The 20,608-nt window shown below is 70.7% G+C and carries 16 protein-coding genes and 1 other RNA gene; 11 read left to right on the top strand and 6 right to left on the bottom strand.

Features of this window, described 5'->3' with window-relative positions:
- Nucleotides 1-60 precede the first annotated feature (60 nt).
- Nucleotides 61-2,088: a glycogen debranching protein gene (locus DEJ13_RS10715; protein WP_111107834.1), complete on the bottom strand. Its 2,028-nt coding sequence runs from the start codon at nucleotides 2,086-2,088 to the stop codon at nucleotides 61-63.
- A gap of 57 nt (nucleotides 2,089-2,145) precedes the next feature.
- Between DEJ13_RS10715 and DEJ13_RS10710 the strand changes: the two genes are divergently transcribed.
- From DEJ13_RS10710 to DEJ13_RS10660, 11 genes are all read left to right on the top strand, one after another.
- The gene (locus DEJ13_RS10710; RefSeq protein ID WP_111107835.1) at nucleotides 2,146-3,309 is read left to right on the top strand and encodes a cysteine desulfurase family protein; all 1,164 of its coding nucleotides are present in this window, start codon (nucleotides 2,146-2,148) and stop codon (nucleotides 3,307-3,309) included.
- A 131-nt stretch (nucleotides 3,310-3,440) separates the two neighbouring features.
- Nucleotides 3,441-5,339 (top strand): ABC transporter ATP-binding protein, encoded by a 1,899-nt coding sequence (locus DEJ13_RS10705; protein WP_111107836.1) that lies wholly within the window; start codon nucleotides 3,441-3,443, stop codon nucleotides 5,337-5,339.
- On the top strand, nucleotides 5,339-5,587 hold the full coding sequence (locus DEJ13_RS10700; protein WP_111107837.1) for a hypothetical protein: 249 nt from the start codon (nucleotides 5,339-5,341) through the stop codon (nucleotides 5,585-5,587). The genes DEJ13_RS10705 and DEJ13_RS10700 overlap by 1 nt, the downstream gene beginning before the upstream one ends.
- A 151-nt stretch (nucleotides 5,588-5,738) precedes the next feature.
- A complete protein-coding gene (locus tag DEJ13_RS10695; RefSeq protein ID WP_181437119.1) occupies nucleotides 5,739-7,409 on the top strand; it encodes a glycoside hydrolase family 16 protein in 1,671 nt (556 codons plus the stop codon).
- Nucleotides 7,410-7,523: 114 nt separating this feature from the next.
- Nucleotides 7,524-8,633 carry a peptide chain release factor 2 gene (gene prfB, locus DEJ13_RS10690; protein WP_056126142.1) on the top strand — a complete coding sequence of 370 codons (1,110 nt, stop codon included), beginning with the start codon at nucleotides 7,524-7,526 and terminating at the stop codon, nucleotides 8,631-8,633.
- Between the two features lie 73 nt (nucleotides 8,634-8,706).
- Complete coding sequence (gene ftsE, locus DEJ13_RS10685; RefSeq protein ID WP_056125985.1) at nucleotides 8,707-9,465, top strand: cell division ATP-binding protein FtsE; 759 nt, start codon at nucleotides 8,707-8,709, stop codon at nucleotides 9,463-9,465.
- Entirely contained in the window at nucleotides 9,462-10,376 is a 915-nt protein-coding gene (gene ftsX / locus DEJ13_RS10680; RefSeq protein WP_056125983.1) for a permease-like cell division protein FtsX, read from the top strand. Before ftsE ends, ftsX begins: the two co-directional genes overlap by 4 nt.
- A 68-nt stretch (nucleotides 10,377-10,444) precedes the next feature.
- Nucleotides 10,445-10,921, top strand: coding sequence for an SsrA-binding protein SmpB (smpB, locus tag DEJ13_RS10675; RefSeq protein ID WP_056125981.1), 477 nt, complete (start codon nucleotides 10,445-10,447; stop codon nucleotides 10,919-10,921).
- 108 nt (nucleotides 10,922-11,029) lie between these two features.
- Nucleotides 11,030-11,407, top strand: a transfer-messenger RNA (tmRNA) gene (ssrA, locus tag DEJ13_RS10670).
- A gap of 176 nt (nucleotides 11,408-11,583) precedes the next feature.
- The gene (locus DEJ13_RS10665; protein WP_146245312.1) at nucleotides 11,584-12,432 is read left to right on the top strand and encodes a hypothetical protein; all 849 of its coding nucleotides are present in this window, start codon (nucleotides 11,584-11,586) and stop codon (nucleotides 12,430-12,432) included.
- 126 nt (nucleotides 12,433-12,558) lie between these two features.
- Complete coding sequence (locus DEJ13_RS10660; protein ID WP_220037612.1) at nucleotides 12,559-14,226, top strand: APC family permease; 1,668 nt, start codon at nucleotides 12,559-12,561, stop codon at nucleotides 14,224-14,226.
- 120 nt (nucleotides 14,227-14,346) lie between these two features.
- Here the strand turns inward: DEJ13_RS10660 and DEJ13_RS10655 are convergent, their stop codons facing one another.
- From DEJ13_RS10655 to glmS, 5 genes are all read right to left on the bottom strand, one after another.
- Entirely contained in the window at nucleotides 14,347-15,654 is a 1,308-nt protein-coding gene (locus tag DEJ13_RS10655; RefSeq protein WP_111107840.1) for an LLM class flavin-dependent oxidoreductase, read from the bottom strand.
- Between the two features lie 2 nt (nucleotides 15,655-15,656).
- Complete coding sequence (locus DEJ13_RS10650; RefSeq protein ID WP_056125975.1) at nucleotides 15,657-17,036, bottom strand: O-acetylhomoserine aminocarboxypropyltransferase/cysteine synthase family protein; 1,380 nt, start codon at nucleotides 17,034-17,036, stop codon at nucleotides 15,657-15,659.
- Nucleotides 17,037-17,364: 328 nt separating this feature from the next.
- Nucleotides 17,365-17,904, bottom strand: a complete 540-nt coding sequence (locus DEJ13_RS10645) for an NUDIX hydrolase (protein ID WP_111107167.1) — start codon at nucleotides 17,902-17,904, stop codon at nucleotides 17,365-17,367.
- A 1-nt stretch (nucleotide 17,905) separates the two neighbouring features.
- The gene (locus tag DEJ13_RS10640) at nucleotides 17,906-18,631 is read right to left on the bottom strand and encodes a M50 family metallopeptidase (RefSeq protein ID WP_056125971.1); all 726 of its coding nucleotides are present in this window, start codon (nucleotides 18,629-18,631) and stop codon (nucleotides 17,906-17,908) included.
- A 134-nt stretch (nucleotides 18,632-18,765) separates the two neighbouring features.
- Complete coding sequence (gene glmS / locus DEJ13_RS10635; protein WP_111107168.1) at nucleotides 18,766-20,547, bottom strand: glutamine--fructose-6-phosphate transaminase (isomerizing); 1,782 nt, start codon at nucleotides 20,545-20,547, stop codon at nucleotides 18,766-18,768.
- Between the last annotated feature and the right edge of the window lie 61 nt (nucleotides 20,548-20,608).

The following is a 20,608-nucleotide window of genomic DNA, read 5'->3' as shown; positions in this document are numbered from 1 at the left end:
GCCTCCGTGTTCCCCGGAACCCGGAGCTGTGGAGAACTCCCGCTGGGGTGCACCGGGTCGTCAGACGATCGCGAAGACGTGGATGCCGGGGCCGTAGGCGGTGAAGACGGTGCCGGCGGGCCGCAGGCGCTCGTGGTCGCGGTGTTTCTCGCTCGACCACGCCAGCCGGTACGCGGTGACGTCGTCCGGCGCGGGCAGGGTCAGGTCGCGGGTGCGACCGCTGCCGTGCACCACGACCAGGACACGGTCGTCGGGCTCGTCGTCGTCATGGGGGGTCGACGCGACGAACCACTGCACCGCGCGGTGGATGGGCTGGTCCCACCACTCGCCGGTCATCGGCCCGCCGTCGGGCCCGTACCAGCGCATGCGCGAGGCTCCGGGGGTGGTCTGCCCGTCGACGCCGTACCGGTCGGGTCGGAGCGCCGGATGGGCTGCGCGCAGACGGGTGAGCGCGGCGACGGTCTCGGTCATCGACTCGGCGTCCTCGTCGTCGGACCAGTCGACCGGGGTCAGGTCCTCGGTCACCACGTAGGCGTTGTTGTTGCCGTGCTGGGTGCGGCTGCGTTCGTCCCCGGCGGTGAGCATCGGCACGCCGGCCGACAGGAACAGCGTGCCGAGCAGGTTTCGCATCGACCGGCCCCGAGCCGCACGGACGCCGCGGTCCTCGGTCGGGCCCTCGACGCCGTGGTTGAACGAGCGGTTGTCGTCCGACCCGTCGCGGTCATCCTCGCCGTTGGCCGCGTTGTGCTTCCGGTCGTAGGCGGTCAGGTCGTGCAGCGTGAACCCGTCGTGTGCGGTCACGAAGTTCACCCCGGACAGCGGGCCGCGGTCGACGCCGAACAGGTGGCGCGACCCCGTCAGCGCGCCGGCGAGCGCCCCGATGCCGGCACCGGGGACGCCCGTCCGGCGCTCCTGGGCGATGTCCGTCAGCCAGAACTGCCGCACCGTGTTGCGGAAACCGTCGTTCCACTCGGTGGTCCTGGCACCGAAGTGACCGGTCCGCCAGCCGTCGGGACCCACGTCCCACGGTTCGGCGATGACCAGCACGTCCTGCAGGTCCGGATCGGTGCGGATCCGGTCGAGCACCGGGTGCGCCGGATCGAACACGTGCTCGGCGTCGCGCGCCAGCGACGCCATCAGGTCGAACCGGAACCCGTCGACCTGCACCTCGCGCGCCCAGTACCGAAGGCTGTCGAGCACCAGGTCGGCGGCGGCGTCGACCGAGGTGTCGAGCGTGTTGCCGCAGCCGGTCGTGTCGTAGTAGGTGTCGTCCGGCGCCCAGCGGTACCGGTTCGCACCGTCGATCCCACGCAGGGACGAGGTCGGGCCGCGCAGGCCCTCTTCTGCGGTGTGGTTGAACACGACGTCGAGGACCACCTGGATGCCGGCCTCGTGCAGCAGCCGGACCATGCCCTTGAACTCGCGGAGCACCGCCTGTGCACCGGCCTGCCGTGCGGGCTCCGAGGCGTGCGCGGCGTGCGGAGCGAAGAACCCGAGCGTGTTGTAGCCCCACGCGTTCTCGCGTCCGGCCTCCTGCAACCAACGCTCGGAGTCGAACGCGTGCACCGGCAGCAGCTCGATCGTCGTGACGCCGAGGCGCTGCAGGTGCCGGATCGTGCTCTCGTGCGCCACACCCGCGTACGTGCCGCGCAGGTGCTCCGGCACGGCGTGGTTCGCGCTCGTCAGGGTGCGGACGTTCGCCTCGTAGACGACGGCCCGGTCGAGCGGCACGACGGGCTTCGTCGATCCGCCCCAGTCGAAGGCGTCGTCCACCGCGACGCTCGTCCACCGCGACGCCGTGCCCCTGGTGATGCCCCGCGCGTACGGGTCGAGCAGTGGCCGGTCCGCGTCGAAGTCGTACCGCGACCCGACGGGTCCGTCGACGAGCAGGTGGTACGTGTCGCCGGGGTGCACGTCGTCGAGGGTGCCGGTCCACAGGTCCGAGTCCGGGACCCGCTCGAGCGCCACCGCACCGCGGCCGTCGACGACGAGTGTCGCTGCGGTCGCGGTGGCGGAGCGCAGGCCGAACCGCGCACCGCCGTCCACGAGGCGCAGCCCCTGGGCGGTGTCGATCGCGGTCTCGTGCATCCGACCAGGGTACGAGAACCCGCGGCTATCCTGGGAACGCACCAGAAAGGGGTCCCCGTGCCGGTCTACCTCGACCACGCCGCGACCACGCCGATCCTGCCGGAGGCGCTCGCCGCCTTCACCGACGCCATGACGACCGTGGGCAACCCGTCGTCGATCCACAGCGCCGGGCAGCGCGCGAAGATGCTGCTCGAGGACGGCCGCGCCCGCGTCGCCGCGTCGCTCGACGCCGAACCGGTGGAGGTCGTGTTCACCTCCGGCGGCACCGAGAGCATCAACCTGGCCGTCAAGGGCCTGTTCTGGGCGCGGCAGCAGGACCGGCCGCGGCCCCGCATCGTGGTCGCCGCGGGTGAGCACCACGCCACCGTTGACACCGTCGACTGGCTCGAGCGCCACGACGGCGCGGTCGTCGACGTGGTCCCGCTCGATGCGCAGGGTCGCATCGACCTGGCCGGACTGGAGGCCCGACTCGCCTCCGCCGACGACGTCGCGCTGGTCACGTTCCTCTGGGCCAACAACGAGGTCGGCACGATCCAGCCGGTCACCTCGGTCGTCGCGCTCGCGCACGCCGCCGGCGTCCCCGTCCACGCCGACGCCGTCGCCGCCTACGGGCAGGTGCCGGTCTCGTTCCGCGCGTCCGGGTTGGACGCGTTGAGCGTCTCGGCGCACAAGATCGGCGGGCCGGTGGGCATCGGTGCGCTCGTCCTCGGGCGCACCGCCACCGTCGAACCGCTCATCCACGGTGGCGGGCAGCAGCGCCAGGTCCGGAGCGGCACCCAGGACGCCCCCGCGGCGATCGCGTTCGGGGTCGCGGCGTCGATGCCGCACGCCTCGGTCCGGGCGCTGCGTGACCGGTTGGTCGCCGGGGTGCTCGACGCCGTGCCGTCCGCGGTGCTCCGTGGCGATCCCGTCGACCGGCTCCCCGGCAACGCCCACTTCACGTTCCCGGGCTGCGAGGGCGACTCACTGCTGTTCCTGCTCGACGCCGCGGGGGTGGCCGTGTCGACGGGGTCGGCGTGCCAGGCCGGCGTGCCCGAGGCGTCACACGTGCTGCTCGCGATGGGGCTCACCGAGGACGACGCCCGCGGGGCGCTCCGGATCACCCTCGGCCACACCTCGACCGTCGCCGACGTGGATGCGTTCCTGGCGGCGCTGCCCGATGCCGTGGCACGGGCGGGCGTGGCGGGGATGGCGTCGCGGGAGCCGTCGCTCGGGCGGTAGCCGTCGCACCGGCCCGACCGGTGTCACCGGTCCGGCCGTATCCTGGCTCCGGCTCGCCGCCGCGGGGGAGGACCCCGGGCTCGGCCGCTCGGCATCCACGTCGGGCCTGGAGCCCACGGAAGGAAACCGCAATGAGCATGGAAGGCGTGGCCTGGAGCTCGCTCTACAAGATCTCCACCGCCCGGGACGGCAAGCACGGCATCTCCCGCGAGTCCGTGCGGCGGATCATGACGTTCGCCGTGCCCTACCGGGCGAAGCTGGTGGTCTTCATCGTCCTCTCGGTCGTCGGGGCGTTCCTCGCGGTCGCGACGCCGGTGCTCGCCGGCCAGGTGGTCGACGTCATCGCTGCCCGGGGCGCGGTCGGCACCATCGTGTGGCTCGCGGTCGTCATCGCCCTGGTCGCCGTCGCCGACGCCGCCACGTCACTGGTCACGCGCTGGTACTCGGCGCGGATCGGAGAAGGCGTGATCCTGGACCTCCGCACCGCCGTCTTCAACCACGTGCAGAAGATGCCGATCGCTTTCTTCACCCGCACGCGCACCGGTGCCCTGGTCAGCCGGCTCAACAACGACGTGATCGGCGCGCAGCAGGCCTTCAGCGGCACCCTGTCCGGCGTGGTCACGAACGTCGTGGCGCTGGTCCTCACCCTGGCCGTCATGCTCAGCACCTCCTGGCTCGTGACGGTGCTCGCGGTGGTCATGCTCCCGGTCTTCCTGATCCCGGCGCGCCGGATGGGCAGCCGTCTCGCCGCACTGCGCCGTGAGGCCGCCGACCACAACTCCGCGATGAGCACGCAGATGACCGAGCGGTTCTCCGCGCCCGGCGCCACTCTGGTGAAGCTGTTCGGCCGTCCCGAAGAAGAGGCTGAGGAGTTCCGGGTGCGAGCCGCTCGCGTCCGCGACATCGGGGTCCGGAGCGCGCTGTTGCAGTTCGTCTTCGTCACCGCACTCACCCTGGTCTCCGCGCTCGCACTCGCCCTCGTCTACGGGGTCGGTGGGTCCCTCGCGCTCGGCGGCGCGCTGAACACCGGCGACGTCGTGACCCTCGCACTGCTGCTCACCCGCCTGTACGCGCCGCTGACCAGCCTCGCGAACGCCCGTGTCGAGATCATGAGCGCCGTGGTGAGCTTCGAGCGCGTCTTCGAGGTGCTCGACCTCGAACCGCTCATCCAGGAGAAGCCCGACGCCGTCACCATCCCCGACGGGCCGGTCGCCGTCGAGTTCGACGACGTCCGCTTCGCCTACCCGTCGGCGGACAAGGTGTCCCTCGCCTCGCTGGAAGAAGTGTCGACACTGGACACCCGTGGCGGCGACGAGGTCCTGCACGGCGTGTCGTTCCGGATCGAGCCGGGGCAGACGGTCGCCCTCGTCGGGACCTCCGGAGCCGGCAAGTCCACGGTCGCGCAGCTCCTGTCGCGGCTCTACGACGTCGACAGCGGCGCCGTCCGTCTGGCGGGGACCGATGTCCGCGACGTGACCTTCGCCTCCATGCGGCACACCATGGGGATGGTGACGCAGGACGGCCACCTGTTCCACGAGACGATCCTGTCCAACCTGCGCCTCGCCCGGCCCGAGGCCACCGAGGCCGAGGTGTGGGACGCGGTCCGCCGGGCGCGGCTCGAACCCCTCATCCGGTCCCTGCCGGACCAGCTCGACACCATGGTGGGGGAGCGCGGCTACCGACTGTCCGGCGGCGAGCGTCAGCGGATGACGATCGCGAGGCTCCTGCTCGCGCAGCCGCGGGTCGTCATCCTCGACGAGGCGACGGCCGCGCTGGACTCCACGTCCGAGGCAGCGGTGCAGGAGGCACTGAGCGAGGCGCTCGAGGGCCGGACGGCGATGGTGATCGCGCACCGTCTCTCCACGATCCGCAGCGCGGACATGATCCTCGTGGTCGAGGACGGCTCGATCGTGCAACGCGGGACGCACGAGGAACTGCTGGCCGCCGGCGGACGGTACGAGGAACTGCACCGCACCCAGTTCGCGGTGCAGAAGGACCTGGCGGCGGACGAAGCGGCGCCGGTCGGCTGATGAGCGTGCACCTCGTCGTGCAGCTGGTCCAGGTCGGGCCGCTCGCCGGCGAGGAGCCCATCGGCGCGGACGACGGGGACACGGCGGCATCGACGGCAGACCGCAGGCGCGGCGTGACGCGGTGGGAACGGATCGACGCGATCCGGTCGGCCGCAGCCGTGCTGATCTTCGTGCTGTCGACGAACGCCCTCGTCCGTGCGTGCTGCTCGCGACGGGCCGTCGCCACCGTGTCCCCAGTCCGGGGTTGATCCGATCCGGACCCTGTCCCCAGTCCGGGGACGATCCGCTCCGGACCCTGTCCCCAGTCCGGGGACGACCCCGTCACAACGGGCTGCTCCGCACGTACTGTCTCGATCGTTCCGGCCGGTCAGGGTCGGACCAGGGGCAGGGGAGCACACGATGGACACGCAGACGGAGACGGGTCGCGACGCGGTGTCGGCACGAACGGATGGCGGGTCGGTCGTCGTCCGCCACCACACACGCCGACGCCTCGCCGTCGTCATCGCCGTGTCGGCGATCGTCGCCGGGGTGCTCAGTCCGGTCCCGGCGCTCGCCGCGGCCGCGACACCGACGGGCTCGCTCGACGCCGTCGTTGCCGGTCCGGGCACCGTCCTGATCCGTGGGTGGGCGGTCGACCCGGCGCGGTCGAGCGCCTCGACGAGCGTCCGCGTCACCGTCGGGGGCTCCGTGGTCGGCACCGTCCCGGCCGCTTCGGACCGTGCCGACGTCAACCGCGCCCTGCGTGTCAGCGGCGCCCACGGGTACCGCGCGACCCTCGTCGCCACGAAGACCGGCACGCAGTCGGTCTGTGTAACGGCGCTGAGCCTGACCCGCGGGAAGGACGCCGGGCTCGGGTGCCGGACGGTCGTCGTCAGGGAGCCGTCCCCGACCGGGTCGTACGACGGGGTCTCCGCGTCCCCGGGCACGGTGCGGGTCCGCGGGTGGGCAGTCGACCCGAACACCCCGGCCGATGCGACCGACGTGGCCGTCACCGTCGGTGGCACCAGGGTCGGGACCGTGCACACGGACGTCACCCGGGCCGATGTGAACCAGGCGGTCGGCGTCACCGGTGCCCACGGCTTCAACGCCTCGCTCGCGACGGCGACGACCGGCAGTCAGTCGGTGTGTGTCGTCGCGGTCAACGTCGGCCCCGGGACCGACAGGCCGCTCAGGTGCCGGACGGTGACCATCCCGGCAGCACCACCGGTAACCGAGCCGTCGACCGCGCCCGCGACGTCGCCCGCACCCACGACGTCGCCCACGCCCACGCCGTCGCCCGCACCCACGACGTCGCCCGCACCCACGACATCGCCCGCACCCACGACGTCGCCCGCGCCGCCGACGACACCGGACGGTCCCGCCGGGTCGGACCAGCAGGACGGCGGGGTCATGCCGGCGGCGGCGTCGGGGTGGACGCGCGTCTTCGGAGAGGACTTCACGACACCGGCAGCGCCCGGGGCCTTCACGAAGACCTACGGCGACCGCTTCATCGCCTACGACGGGTTCAGTGACACGAGCGGCGCCGGGATGTACCGACAGTCCGCGATGTCCGTCACCGACGGGACGCTCGACATGCACATGTCCACCGACGCCACGGGGCAGCCCACCGGCGCTGCGTTCATCCCGCTCGTCAACGGCCGGTGGGGCGGACAGACCAGCGGCCGGTACGACATCCGGCTCCGCGCGGACCCGGTCGCGGGCTACGGCCTCGCCGGACTGCTGTGGTCGGACACCAACACCTGGGACGACGGCGAGGTGGACTTCCCCGAGGGCGCCCTCGACGGCAGCGTCACGCTCGCGAACCACTGCCCCGGCAACCCGTCCGTCAACTGCCTGCACCGGGACCTCGGGACGACGTTCTCCGCCTGGCACACCTACACGATCGTGTGGACGCCGACCAAGCTGGACTTCCTCGTCGACGGCGTGCGTGTGAGCTCGACGACGCAGAACATCCCCACGAAGCCGCTGCACCTCGTGCTGCAGGCGGCGACGGCGACCTCGCAGAAGCCGGCGGCGAACGCTGCCGGCGACGTGCAGGTGGCGTGGGTGAGCATCTCCCGTGCCGCATGACGGAGCCGGGTGCCCGGCAGACGGGGGTCACGTCGACGTGACCGGCGGGACGGGGCCACGCCGGGCCTCCCGTCCGGTCCGCGCGGCCAGCGCACCCCGGTAGACTCGGTGACCATGGTCGAACTGGACTACACCGAGCAACTCTCCGCCCTCCGCGAGACCTTCGGCAACATCCGCTCGGTGGTCGACGTCGACCGCCTGCAGCGCGAGATCGCCGACCTCAGCGAGCAGGCCGGGGCCCAGGACCTCTGGGACGACGTCGACCACGCGCAGCAGGTGACGAGCGCGCTCTCCCACCGTCAGACGGCACTGAAGAAGATCACCGACACGCAAGCGCGCATCGACGATCTCGAGGTCCTGGTCGAGATGGCGAACGAGGGTGACGACCAGGAATCCGCCGACGAGGCCGCATCCGAGCTCAAGGCGATCACGAAGACGATGGGCGAGCTCGAGGTGCAGACGCTCCTCGACGGCGAGTACGACGACCGCCCCGCGGTCATCACCATCCGTGCCGGGGCCGGTGGCGTCGACGCAGCCGACTTCGCCGAGATGCTCATGCGCATGTACCTGCGGTACGCCGAGCAGCACGGTTTCAAGGCCACCGTCATGGACACCTCCTACGCCGAAGAGGCGGGTATCAAGTCCGCCACGTTCGAGGTCGACGCCCCGCACGCTTTCGGCACCCTGTCGGTCGAGGCCGGCACGCACCGCCTGGTCCGGATGTCGCCGTTCGGCGCCGCGGGCAAGCGACAGACGTCCTTCGCCGCGGTCGAGGTCATCCCGCTCATGCCGGAGACCGCCGTCATCGACATCCCCGAGAACGACATCCGTGTCGACGTGTTCCGCTCGTCGGGGCCCGGGGGGCAGTCGGTCAACACGACGGACTCCGCGGTCCGCCTGACGCACATCCCGACCGGCACCGTGGTGTCGATGCAGAACGAGAAGTCGCAGATCCAGAACCGCGCTGCGGCCATGCGCGTGCTGCAGTCGCGACTCCTGCTCCTGAAGAAGGAAGAGGAGAACGCGAAGAAGAAGGAGCTCGCCGGCAACATCACGGCGAGCTGGGGCGACCAGATCCGCTCCTACGTCCTGGCGCCGTACCAGATGGTCAAGGACCTCCGGACCGAGCACGAGGTGAACAACCCCTCAGCCGTGTTCGACGGCGACCTGGACGGCTTCATCAACGCGGGCATCCGCTGGCGCAAGCAGGGTGAGGCGTCCTGAGCTGCCCGCGGGGCCGTCGTGAGCCGCGCGCCTCACTTGCTTTCCGAGCCGCGCGACCTACCCTGATCCGGTCATGATCAAATTCGACCAGGTCACCAAGCTGTACTCGGGCAACCCGAGTCCCGCCCTCGACGACATCACGCTCGAGATCCTCAAGGGCGAGTTCGTCTTCCTCGTCGGCGCGTCCGGTTCGGGGAAGTCCAGCTTCCTGCGCCTCGTGCTCAAGGAGGAGAAGCCCTCCCGCGGGCAGATCCACGTCCTCGGGCAGCGCCTCGGCGCCCTGTCCTCGCGCAAGGTGCCGTACTTCCGTCGGAACCTCGGCGTGGTCTTCCAGGACTTCCGCCTGCTGCCGAACAAGAACGTGTTCGACAACGTCGCGTTCTCGCTGCAGGTGATCGGCAAGAGCAAGGGCTTCATCAGCGAAGCCGTGACCGACGTGCTCAAGCTCGTCGGCCTGAACGGCAAGGCGACCCGCATGCCGCACGAGCTGTCGGGTGGCGAGCAGCAGCGCGTGGCGATCGCGCGTGCCGTCGTGAACAAGCCGTCGGTGCTCCTGGCCGACGAGCCCACGGGCAACCTCGACCCGACGACCTCGGCGGGCATCATGGCGCTCCTCGAACGCATCAACCAAGGAGGCACCACCGTGCTCATGGCGACGCACGACGCCAGCATCGTCAACCAGATGCAGCGCCGGGTCATCGAGCTCTCCGGTGGGCGCGTCCTCCGCGACGAGCAGTCGGGCGGGTACCAGACGCAGGCGCTCCCGGTGCAGCACCCCGCTGGCGTATCGAACACGACCGGCATCCAGACCATCCCGGGGCTCATCCGATGAGGCTCGGGCTCGTCATGTCCGAGGTCGGTTCCGGCCTCCGACGCAACGCCTCGATGGTCGTCTCCGTCGTCCTGGTGACCTTCATCTCGCTCACCTTCGTCGGCACCGCGATCCTGCTGCAGATGCAGATCAACCAGATGAAGGGGTACTGGTACGACCGGGCGCAGGTCGCCGTCTACCTGTGCACCGACACCGACACGACGGGCAACTGCACCGGCGCGAAGGCCACCGACGACCAGCGCCAGCAGGTCGAGGAACAGCTCAAGGGCTCGACGCTGTCGCCGTACATCGAGAAGACGTACTACGAGGACCAGCAGCAGGCGTACGACCGGTTCAAGCAGCAGTTCAAGGACTCGCCCGCGACCGAGTTCGTCAAGCCCGAGTACCTCAACGAGACCTACTGGGTGAACCTCAAGAACCCGTCCCAGGCGGACGTGCTGCAAGAGAGCCTGTCGAAGGTGGCCGGCGTGCAGAGCGTTGTGGACCAGCGCGGCTACCTGCAACCGATCTTCAACCTGCTGAACGCGTCGTCGTACACCGCGATCGGGATCGCCGCGCTGATGTTGGTGGCCGCCGTCCTGCTGATCGCCACCACGATCCGGTTGTCGGCGTTCTCGCGACGCCGAGAACTCGGGATCATGCGTCTGGTGGGCGCGTCCAACCGCTTCATCCAGACACCGTTCGTGCTCGAGGGCGTGATCGCCGCGGCCATCGGGGCGGTGTTGGCCGGGGGTGCGATCACCGCGGTGGTCTGGTTCTTCGTCCGCAACTACCTGACCAAGCGGTTCTCCGGGACGGCGTTCATCGGCATGAGCGACGCGGCCGTGGTCGTGCCGGCGGTGATCGTCATCGGCGTGGTCCTGGCCGGGATCTCGGCGTCGATCGCCATCCGCCGGTACCTCAAGGTCTAGTCGCGGGCCGCTGCGGGTGTAGTCTGTAGGGCTGCGCATCGGCAGCGACGCAACGGAAGGGGACGCGCATGGCGAAGGAACGCGGCGAGAAGACCGTGGCCACGAATCGTCGTGCTCGTCACGACTACCTGATCGAGGACACCTACGAGGCCGGCATGGTCCTGTCGGGCACCGAGGTCAAGTCGCTGCGCGAAGGGCGGGCATCGCTGGTCGACGGCTACGCGTTCGTCGACGGTGGCGAAGCCTGGCTCGACGCCGTGCACATCCCCGAGTACACCGAGGGCACCTGGAACAACCACGCCCCCCGGCGCAAGCGGAAGCTCCTGCTGCACAAGCAGGAGATCGTGAAGATCTCGCACAAGACGGCGCAGGGCGGGTACACGCTCGTGCCGATGAAGATCTACTTCCACGACGGTCGGGCCAAGGTCGAGATCGCGGTGGCCAAGGGCAAGCGTGAATTCGACAAGCGCCAGGCCCTGCGCGAGAAGACCGACAAGCGTGAGGCCGAGCGGGCGATGCGGTCCCGGAACCGCCTGGGCGACTAGCCCGGGCCGCTGGCGTCCACGCCGGATCACCGATAGACTGATTAACCGCCTGCGCTGCAGGTGATCGCAACTCCACAGTGTGACAGCGGCTCGCTGCTCGGCCCGTACGGGGATGATCGGTTTCGACATTGCCTGTGTGCCGACGGGAAGCGGGCCGAGGACCCACGGTCATCTCGTGAACGATCCGTGGAAAACAACAAGTGCCAATTCCAAGCGCACTGACTTCGCTCTCGCTGCGTAAGCAGCCCAGCACATGAAGTCCGTCGGCCAGGTGATCGTCTCCTAACCTGAGTTCCGGCGTCATCCAGGGGACTTGCTCCACGGTTGCGCCTCAGGGCCGCGGGGGACTTGCACTGAGACTGGGCCCGTCGTCCTAGAAGCCGGTAGCAAAGGACGGGGCCGAGCAGAACGACTCATCCGGATACGCCCGTAGAAGACGTCGAATTGCAGCGATGGACGGGGGTTCGATTCCCCCCATCTCCACCATCGCCGAGCGGCGCAGCTGCTGTCACACGTGGCCTGAGTGATCAGGACGGCAATGCCCGGTCGGTGTCGAAGGACACCGACCGGGCATTCGTCGTTCGTGCACACCCGACGACTACGCTCCGGGGCAGGACCGAGCACACGCCCGAGTCCGGAACCCGTGAGTGGAAGGTGTCGACGTGCAGGAGATCGCGATCCGAGTCCGGCTGCGAGAGCAGGAACGTGTCGGCTTGGCCGAGTACGAGCGCATCGTCGGCTCCGTCGCGACGGTGGCGGCGCTGGTCGCATGGCTGCCGACGCCGGATGCCCGCCTGGTCGTCCGCGGACGCGGCGCAGAGCCCGTCCGGCTGGAGACCCTGTCGTACGGGTCGACGTTCGAGATGCTCGTCGTGCTCGATCAGCGCAGCGCCGGCGTCGAGCGTGCCGCGGCGACCGTGGCTGCGCTGATCGAGTCCGTGCGGCACGAGCACGTCGAGGACGACGTCGCCGGGGTCGCCGGTGAGCTCGACCGTCTGGACCGATCCGCACCGCGGGGTCGTTCCGTTGCCGAGCGCTCACTGCGCGCCTTCCTCGAGGGGGCCCGCGCCGACGTGCTCGCCCGGAAGAGCACGACACGGCTCCGTGCGGCGCAGGCCCTCGTACGGCTCGCCGAGGACGCCGCCGAGCTGACGGTCGAGCGGGTCGAGGACGCCCTCGCCTCCGAACTCACCGAGCAGCCGGTCGACGTGCTGCAGGACACCGGGTCGGCCGTCGTGGTCGAACCCGTCGACGGCATCGTGGACGACGCGCCCGCCTCCTCCGGCGTGGAGCGGTCGGAGCAGTCAGACGCGGAGTCCGACGAGTCCGTCACGGACACGGACACGGACACGGACAAGGGCAAGGACAAGAAGAAGGACAAGAAGAAGGACAAGAAGTCCGACAAGAAGAAGGACAAGGGCAAGGACGACAAGAAGAAGGACAAGGGCAAGGACGACAAGAAGAAGGACAAGGGCAAGGACGACAAGAAGAAGAAGTCCAAGAAGAAGTAGCCTGAGGGGTTATACAGGACGATTGTTTCCACTGCGTTAACAATTCGTCCGGGAACGCCGCACAGTGCCAGAGTCGATGACCACGACCCCTGCAAGGGGGTCGTGGTCATCTCGACAGGAGCAACTGTGGCAACCACGACCACCCAGGCGCTGCCCGATTCCGGGCTGAAGCGCAACGTCGGCTTCATCGGCCTCATCTGGGCCTCGACCGGCTCGATCATCGGTTCCGGCTGGCTGTTCGGCTCGCAGGAGGCGCTCAAGACCGCCGGACCCGCGGCGATCATCTCGTGGGTGATCGGCGGCGTCGCGGTGCTGGTGCTGGCCCTCGTGCACGCCGAGCTCGGCGGCATGTTCCCGATCGCGGGCGGCACGGCCCGTTTCCCGCACATCGCGTTCGGCGGCATCGCGGGTGCCTCGTTCGGCTGGTTCTCGTGGCTGCAGTCCGTCACGGTCGCGCCGATCGAGGTCGAGGCGATGATCAAGTACGCGCAGCACTGGCAGTTCGCGCACCCCTGGTTGCACACGACGACGGTGGACGGCGAGACCCAGCAGCTGCTGACCGGCTGGGGCATCGCGGTCGCGGTCCTGCTGATGGCCGTCGTCACGGTCGTCAACCTGCTGAGCGTCCGCATCCTCGCGAACACGAACTCCGCGGCGACCTGGTGGAAGGTGTTCATCCCGCTGCTGGTGATCCTCGTGCTGGCGTTCAGCGGCTTCCACGGCGAGAACTTCACCGCGGCGAACGGCTTCATGCCGGAGGGCGCGAAGGGCATCCTGGCGGCGGTGTCGACGTCGGGCATCATCTTCGCGTTCCTCGGCTTCGAACAGGCGGACCAGCTGGCCGGCGAGGCGAAGAACCCGAAGCGTGACATCCCGCGCGCGGTGATCGGTTCCGTGCTCATCGGCCTCGTCATCTACCTGCTGCTGCAGATCGTGTTCCTCGGCGCGCTCCGCTCCGAGGTCCTCCAGGGCTCGTGGGCGACGGCGGACTTCACGAAGTACAGCGGCCCCTTCGCCGACATCGCCATGGCGGCCGGCATCACCTGGCTCGCGGTGGTGATCTTCATCGACGCGATCATCTCGCCCGCGGGGACCGGTCTCATCTACGTCACGGCGACCACCCGCATCTCGTACGGGCTGAGCCGGAACGGGTACTTCCCGAAGGCGTTCGAGTGGACGACCAAGGCCGGCGTGCCGTGGGTCGGGCTGGTCACCGCGTTCGTCGTGGGCTGCGCCTGCTTCGCCCCGTTCCCGTCGTGGCAGGGGCTCGTCAGCCTGATCACGAGCGCCTCGGTGCTCATGTACGCCGGGGCGCCGCTCGCCCTCGGCGCCTTCCGCAAGCGCATCCCCGAGGTCGAGCGTCCCTACCGCATGCCGATCGCGTCCGTGCTGTCGCCGATCGCGTTCGTCATCGCCAACCTGATCATCCTGTGGACCGGGTGGGACACCGACTGGAAGCTCGGCATCGCGATCCTGCTGGGCGCGGTCGTCATCATCCTGAACAACGTGTTCCGCGGCGCTTCGAGCGTCCGACCCCGGTGGGACTGGAAGGCGGCGCAGTGGCTGCTGCCCTACCTGGTCGGCATGGGGCTCATCGTGTTCCTGAGCGACTTCGGTCCGCTGACGCACCCGGTGTTCCCGCTGTGGATCGACATCGTCGTGGTCGCGGTGTTCTCCCTCGTGATCTACTACTGGGCCGTCAACTCGGCCTCGCCGCGCGAGGAGATCCTGCGGACCGCCGCAGACGTGCGCGACGTCGAGGAGACCGCCGTCGTGGAGCCGGCGCGCCACTGACGCGCTGCGTTACGGGGCGCTGCGTCACAGACGCGCTGCGCCACTGCCGCGACGCGGCAGACGACGGACGGGAGGCCCGGTGCCAGCTGGCACCGGGCCTCCCGTCCGTCGTGGGGCACGTCAGAAGTCGAACAGGTTGCCGCGGATCCCGCCCACGCCGTACTCGCGCCGCAGCAGCCCGCGCTGCCGCAGCACCGGCACCAGGTCGCCGAACATCCGGTAAACCGAGGCGGGGTGCAGGTCGCCGGAGAAGATGATCCCGTCGTTGTCGGCGTCCGCCCCGAGCTCCTCGATGAAGTCGGCGAACTCGCCCGCGGTACCGACGAACCCCTGGCGCGATGCGACCCGTCCCTTGCGGGCCTTGCGCGTGAGCAGCTCGCGGAGCGGTGCGTCGGGGGTGTCGCCGAGCAGCCCGCGGATCGTGCCCGCGGAGACGTGGTCGCCGAACGTGCCGTCTGGTACGGGTGCGTCGAGGTCGAGCGCCAGCAGGTCGGTCTCGGAGTCGCTCGACCACGCGATCGCGGCGGTGCGCAGGTCCTCGTCGGACGGGTGCGTCGAGGCCGAGACGATCCGGTCGGCCTCCTCCGCGGAGACCGTGATCTCGGGCTTGAGCACGAACAGGATGCGCAGGTCCGACGCGGCACGACCGGCGTCGGCGGCCGCGGCGAGCACCCGGCCCCGGTACTCCGACACGGCGGAGGCCGACAGCGGTGCGAGGGCGAGCTGCACGTCCGAGTGGGTCCCGGCGAACCCGAGCCCGCGACCCGAGCCTCCCGGGGAGACCACGACCGGGTCGCTGTCGAGCGGCAGGGCGTTGAGCGGGCCGTCCGCCGTGAAGTAAGCGCCCTCGTGGTGGAACGCGTCGAGCGCGTCACCGTCGGCGAAGTGCCAGTCGGGGCGTGACCCGACGTACCCGTCGGAGCCCCACGAGCGCCAGAGCCGCCGCAGCAGGGTGATCCACTCCTCGGCGCGGTCGTAGGCCTGGTCGTGGGGGAGCGGCGGCAGCCCTGCGTGCCGGGCACTGCCCACGTCGGTGACGACGTTGATCCCCAGGCGCTCGGACGACAGGTGCGCGAGCGTGGCGAACTGCCGGGCGGCCAGGTACGGCGGGGTGATCCCGGCGTTCACGGTCGGCGCGATGCCGATGTGGCTGGTCGCGGCGAACAGGTAGGGCGCGAGCAGCAGCGGGTCGTGCTTCGGCCCGCCGTACGCCTGGCGGATGCGCAGGTCGAGCGTCGACGGGTTCCCGAGCGAGATCGCGTCCTCGGCGATCACCAGGTCCATGCCGGCCTGCTCGAGTGCCCGGACCGACTGCTGGTAGAGGTCCGGCTTGGTCCAGTCGTGGCCCCAGTCCCAGTCGGACCGGCCCCACGCCTGCGGGCCGAACCCACGCGAGAAGAAGTACCCGAAGTGCTGCAGGTCGGCCATCGTCAGACCTCCTCCGCGATCACGTGCTGCCCGGGGACCGCGTGCTCGAGTGCCGTGCGCTCCGTGTCGGCGTCGACCGGCGTCTGCTGTCCGCGCAGCGCTGCGAAGCCGCGACCCAGGTCGCGGAGCAGGTCGGCCACGTCCTCGATCCCCACGGACAGCCGGATCAGTCCGTCGTCGATGCCCTGCGCGGTGCGCTCGGCGGGCGTCCGCCCGGCGTGCGTCGTCGTCGCCGGGTGCAGGATGAGCGACCGGACGTCGCCCAGGTGGGTCATCCGGCTGAACAGCTGGACCGCGTCGATGAACGTCCGAGCGGCGGCCTCGCCGCCGGCGAGCGTGAACGCGAACACGGACCCGGCTCCCCGGGGCAGGTAGCGCTCGGCGAGGTCGTGGAACGGACTGGAGGCCAGACCCGCGTGGTCGACGCTCGTCACCTCCGGCTGCTGCTCGAGGAACGTCGCGACGGCCAGCGCGTTCGCGCTGTGCCGCTCGACCCGCAGGCTCAGGGTCTCGATGCCCTGGCGGAGCAGGAACGCGTTGAACGGCGAGGGCGTCGGACCGATCCGGGAGCTGATGACGTCGCGCGCGAAGACGACGTAGGCACGGGCGCCGTACCGCTCGACGTAGCTCTGCCCGCCGAGGGAGCGCTCCGGGGTGGTCAGGTGCGTCCAGCGCTCGGGCGATGCCGACCAGTCGAACGTGCCGCCGTCGACGACGACCCCGCCGAGCCCGGAACCGTGGCCGGAGAGGAACTTCGACGCCGAGTGGATCACGATGTCGGCGCCGTGCTCGACCGGACGGACCAGGTACGGCGTGGCGAGGGTGTTGTCGACGACGAGGGGCACGCCGGCCCGGTGCGCAGCCGAGGCCACGCCCGCGATGTCGAGGACGTCGTTCTTCGGGTTGGGGATCGTCTCGGCGAAGAAGAGCTTGGTGTTCGGGCGGACCGCCGCTGCCCAGGCGTCGAGGTCGCGGGCGTCGGCGACGAAGTCGACCTCGATGCCGAGCCGGCCCAGGTTCTGCAGCAGCAGGCCACGCGTGCCCTCGTAGATGCTCTGCGCGCTGACGACGTGGTCACCTGCCTGCAGCAGCCCGAGGAACGCGACGGTCGCCGCCGCCTGCCCACTGGACACGAGGATGGCCTCGGCGCCGCGTTCGAGCAGCGCGATCCGGCGCTCGACGTCGGCGTTCGTGGGGTTGCCGAGCCGGGTGTACGTGTAGCCGTCGTCGGTCCCGGCGAAGCGGTCACGCGCCTGGTCGAAGTCGTCGAACAGGAAGCCGGACGACATGTGGATCGCGGGGACCCGGGCACCGTGGCCCGCGTCGGGCATGAACCCGCCGTGGACCTGCTCGGTCGCGAAGCCGTGGTCGTCGTTCGACATGGGGCACCTCCGGTAGACGTGTCGTCACTCTCGCAGCGTTCGCCGCGTGCCGGCTCCATTACGGCCTCCGGTTACGTCGCGACGCGGCCGATCGATCGGCAGTGGTCGGGGCGCGGGCAGGTTCGTCGCCCGCCGTGACGGATCCGGTCGACGATCTCCGGCGACCGTGAACCGCATTCGTCAGGAGCGGCCGTGACGACCCCGACCCAGCGCCGGAGCATGGTCCGACTCGGACCCCGACCCCGACCCCGTCCGCGATGCCGACCCGACCCCGACCCGACCCCGACCCCGACCGCGATCCCGACCCCGCCCCCACGGCCGGGGCGCGTCAGCGATGCTCGTCCCGGGCCGCGACCAGGACGCCGTCGAGGCGCCGTGCGAAGCCGTCGGGCAGGGTGTCGGGGAGCTCGTCCACCGGGAACCAGCGGACGTCGTTGCTCTCGTCGCTGACGGCGGTCGCGGTGCCGCGGGGGACGATCGCGACGAAGCCGACGTCCCAGTGCGCGACGCAGGAGAACCCGCCGTGCAGGTCGTGGCGGTCGAGGTCGACGATCTGTTCGGACGCCAGGTGCAGGTCGGTGATGCCGGACTCCTCGCGGGACTCGCGACGCGCGGCATCCGCGAGCGAGGTGTCTCCTGGTTCGAGGTGCCCGCCGAACTGCACCCAGAAGCCGCCCTTGCGGTGGTGGCAGAGCAGCACGTGCCCCAGGTCGGGCGAGAACACGAAGCACGACGCGGTCAGGTGCTCGGGGCCACCCGCCCGCCACAGCGCCGCGTCTCCCGCTCGGTGCATGAAGGCGGTGTACCGGTCGCGGCGTGGCCCTGCCGGTGCGTCGGCGAGCTCGGCGAGGACGTCGGTCGCGTCCACGTCAGAACAGCCCTCGGACGCCGGCGGCGATCGTGTCCCACACACCGAGCAGCGGGCCGCGCGCGAACCACACCGCCACGCCGTTGACGACGACGAAGAGCACGAACCACACGGCAGCAGGCAGGCGCATCTCGGCAGCCGCGATGTGGAAGTCCGTCTGCACGCGGGCGCCGGTGAGGAGCCAGCGTGCGACCTGGACCACCGAGCGGAGACCGTCGACGACGAAGAGCGCGCCGACCGCGGCGACGACGAGCACCGTCACCTCGGACGGTCGGAGGGCGACCCAGAGCGCCAGCGCGTCGAAGCCGACGACCACGAGCAGCCCGAACCAGTTCCGGACGAACAGCAGTGCGATCACCCCGATCACCCCGAGCACCGCGACGGGGAGCCACCGCGAGCCGTGCAGCACCCCCGTCAGCAGCAGCGCCCCGGCCCACAGCGGTGCGCTGTAGCCCGCGTACAGGTTGAGGACGCGGACCAGCCAGCGGATGCTGTGCGGCACGCCGCCGAGCTGGACCCAGGCCTCGCCGGAGCCGTCCGGGCGCAGGTCGATGCGGCGGATCTGCCCACCGAAGGGCACGACGACGACCGCGTGGCCGACCTCGTGCGCGATCGTCGCGGCGATCCGGGCCACCCGTCCGACCACGGGGACGAACGGGAGCACGGCGCCGACGAGGATCGCGACGAAGACGAGCGAGGCGGAGGACACGAGGGGGACGGTGGACATCGTCCGCCACTGTGGCAGAGGCGGCTAGGAGAGTCCCGAGGCGGCGGTGAGCAGGACGACGAGCGTCACGGCCACGGCGACCGCGGTGAGGACGATGAGGAACACCGTCAGGCGGTTGTTGCGCGAGTGACCGGCTATTCGACCGTCACCGACTTCGCGAGGTTCCTCGGCTTGTCGACGTCGCAGCCCAGCTGCAGCGCGAGTTCGCGGGCGAGCATCTGCAGCGGCACGACGGCCTCGAGCGGTCCCCACGGCCCGGTCGGCCCGAGCGCCGGGATGTCCGACCCGGGTCCGCCGATCGTGATCACGAAGCCGCCGCGGGCCCGCACCTCGGCGATCGCGGCCTGCAGGCGGTGCTCACCGTGGTCGATGACGACGACCGGGGTGCCCTCGTCGACGAGCGCCAGTGGTCCGTGCTTGAGTTCGCCGGCCGGGTAGGCCTCGGCCCACCGGTAGCTGAGCTCCTTGAGCTTGAGGGCGCCCTCCGCGGCGTAGGGCAGCCCGACGCCGCGGCCGAGGAACAGGAAGCCCGTGGCCTCGCGGACGCTCGACACGAGCAGCGGGATCCGGTCCGCGGCGACCTGTCCGGCCGTCGTGATCCGAGCCGGCAGCTCGCGGAGGCCGGCGACGAGTTCGCGGGCCCGGTCGCGGTCGATCCGTCCCGAGGCGACGAGTGCGGAGACCATCGCAGCGACCCCGACGACGACCTGCGCGGTGAAGGTCTTCGTCGCGGCGACGCCGATCTCCGGGCCGGCCTGGCAGTCGAGCACCGCGTCGGCCCGGCGGGCGAGCGAGGAGTGGACGTTGTTCGTCAGGGCGAGGACGGGGAAGCGGTCCTCGAAGCGGTCGAGTGCCCGCAGGACGTCCGCGGTCTCGCCGGACTGGCTGATGGCGACCACGAGGGTGCCGGAGCCGAGGACCGCCTGGTCCGCCTCGCTGGCGACGACGATGTCGGTCGGGATCCCGCCGATGCCGCGGAGCGCGGTGGCGATGACCTGCCCGGCGTTCAGCGACGTGCCGCAGGCGACGATCGCGAGCCGGTCGAAGCCGGGGAGTCCGAGGCCGACCCACATGCTGCCGTCGGCCGCCCGCGCGGCGATGCGCTCGACGATCTCGGCGACGACGCCGGGCTGCTCCTCGATCTCCTTCGCCATGAAGTCGGGGTGGTCGCCGAGGTCGAGGGCCGCGGCGGCGAACGGCGACGGCGTCGGGAAGGGAACCGGCACCGCCACGCCGTTCGAGGACCAGTTCCACGACTCACCGAGCTCGACGACGTCGCCGTCGCGGAGCGCCACGAAGGTCTCACACCACTCGGCGATCGCCCCGATGTCGCTGGCGACGAAGTCCCCACGCGGAGCGCGGGCGACGACCAGGGGGGAGCGGTCAGCGGCGACGACCATGCGGTTGGTCCGGGCGTCGAGCACGACGAGCGCCCAGGAACCCTCGAGCTGTGCGGTGGCGATCTGCACCGCGAGCATCAGGTCCTGGTCGACGACGAGCGCCCGCTCGACGAGGTGCGTGACGACCTCGGAGTCGACGTCGGACACGAAGCGGTGGCCCTGGGCCTCGAGCATCGCGCGCAGCGGACCGGCGTTCTCGATGATCCCGTTGTGCACGACGCTGATCCGGCCGGAGCAGTCCTGGTGGGGGTGGGCGTTCCGCTCGCAGACGCCGCCGTGGGTGGCCCACCGGGTGTGGCCGATGCCGGTGCCGGTCAGGGCGTCCCCGGACCGCGCTGCGACGAGCGTCCGGAGGTCACCCACACGCGACACGGACCGGATGACCTCGGTGCTGCCGGAAGCGGTCCGGACGGCGATGCCGGCGGAGTCGTAGCCGCGGTACTCGAGTCGTTCGAGTCCGTCGAGCAGGTAGGGGGTCGCGTCGTCGGAGACACGGGCCGCGATGATGCCGCACATCGGGTTTCCCTTCGGGGGAGGCTGCGGGAGAGCGGGGCGGCACCGACCGCCGCTCGGGTCA

The sequence above is a fragment of the Curtobacterium sp. MCLR17_007 genome (assembly GCF_003234655.2).
GTDB lineage: Bacteria > Actinomycetota > Actinomycetes > Actinomycetales > Microbacteriaceae > Curtobacterium.
Note: the sequence above shows the minus strand (reverse complement) of the source record. Positions and strands in the feature narration are given on the sequence as shown.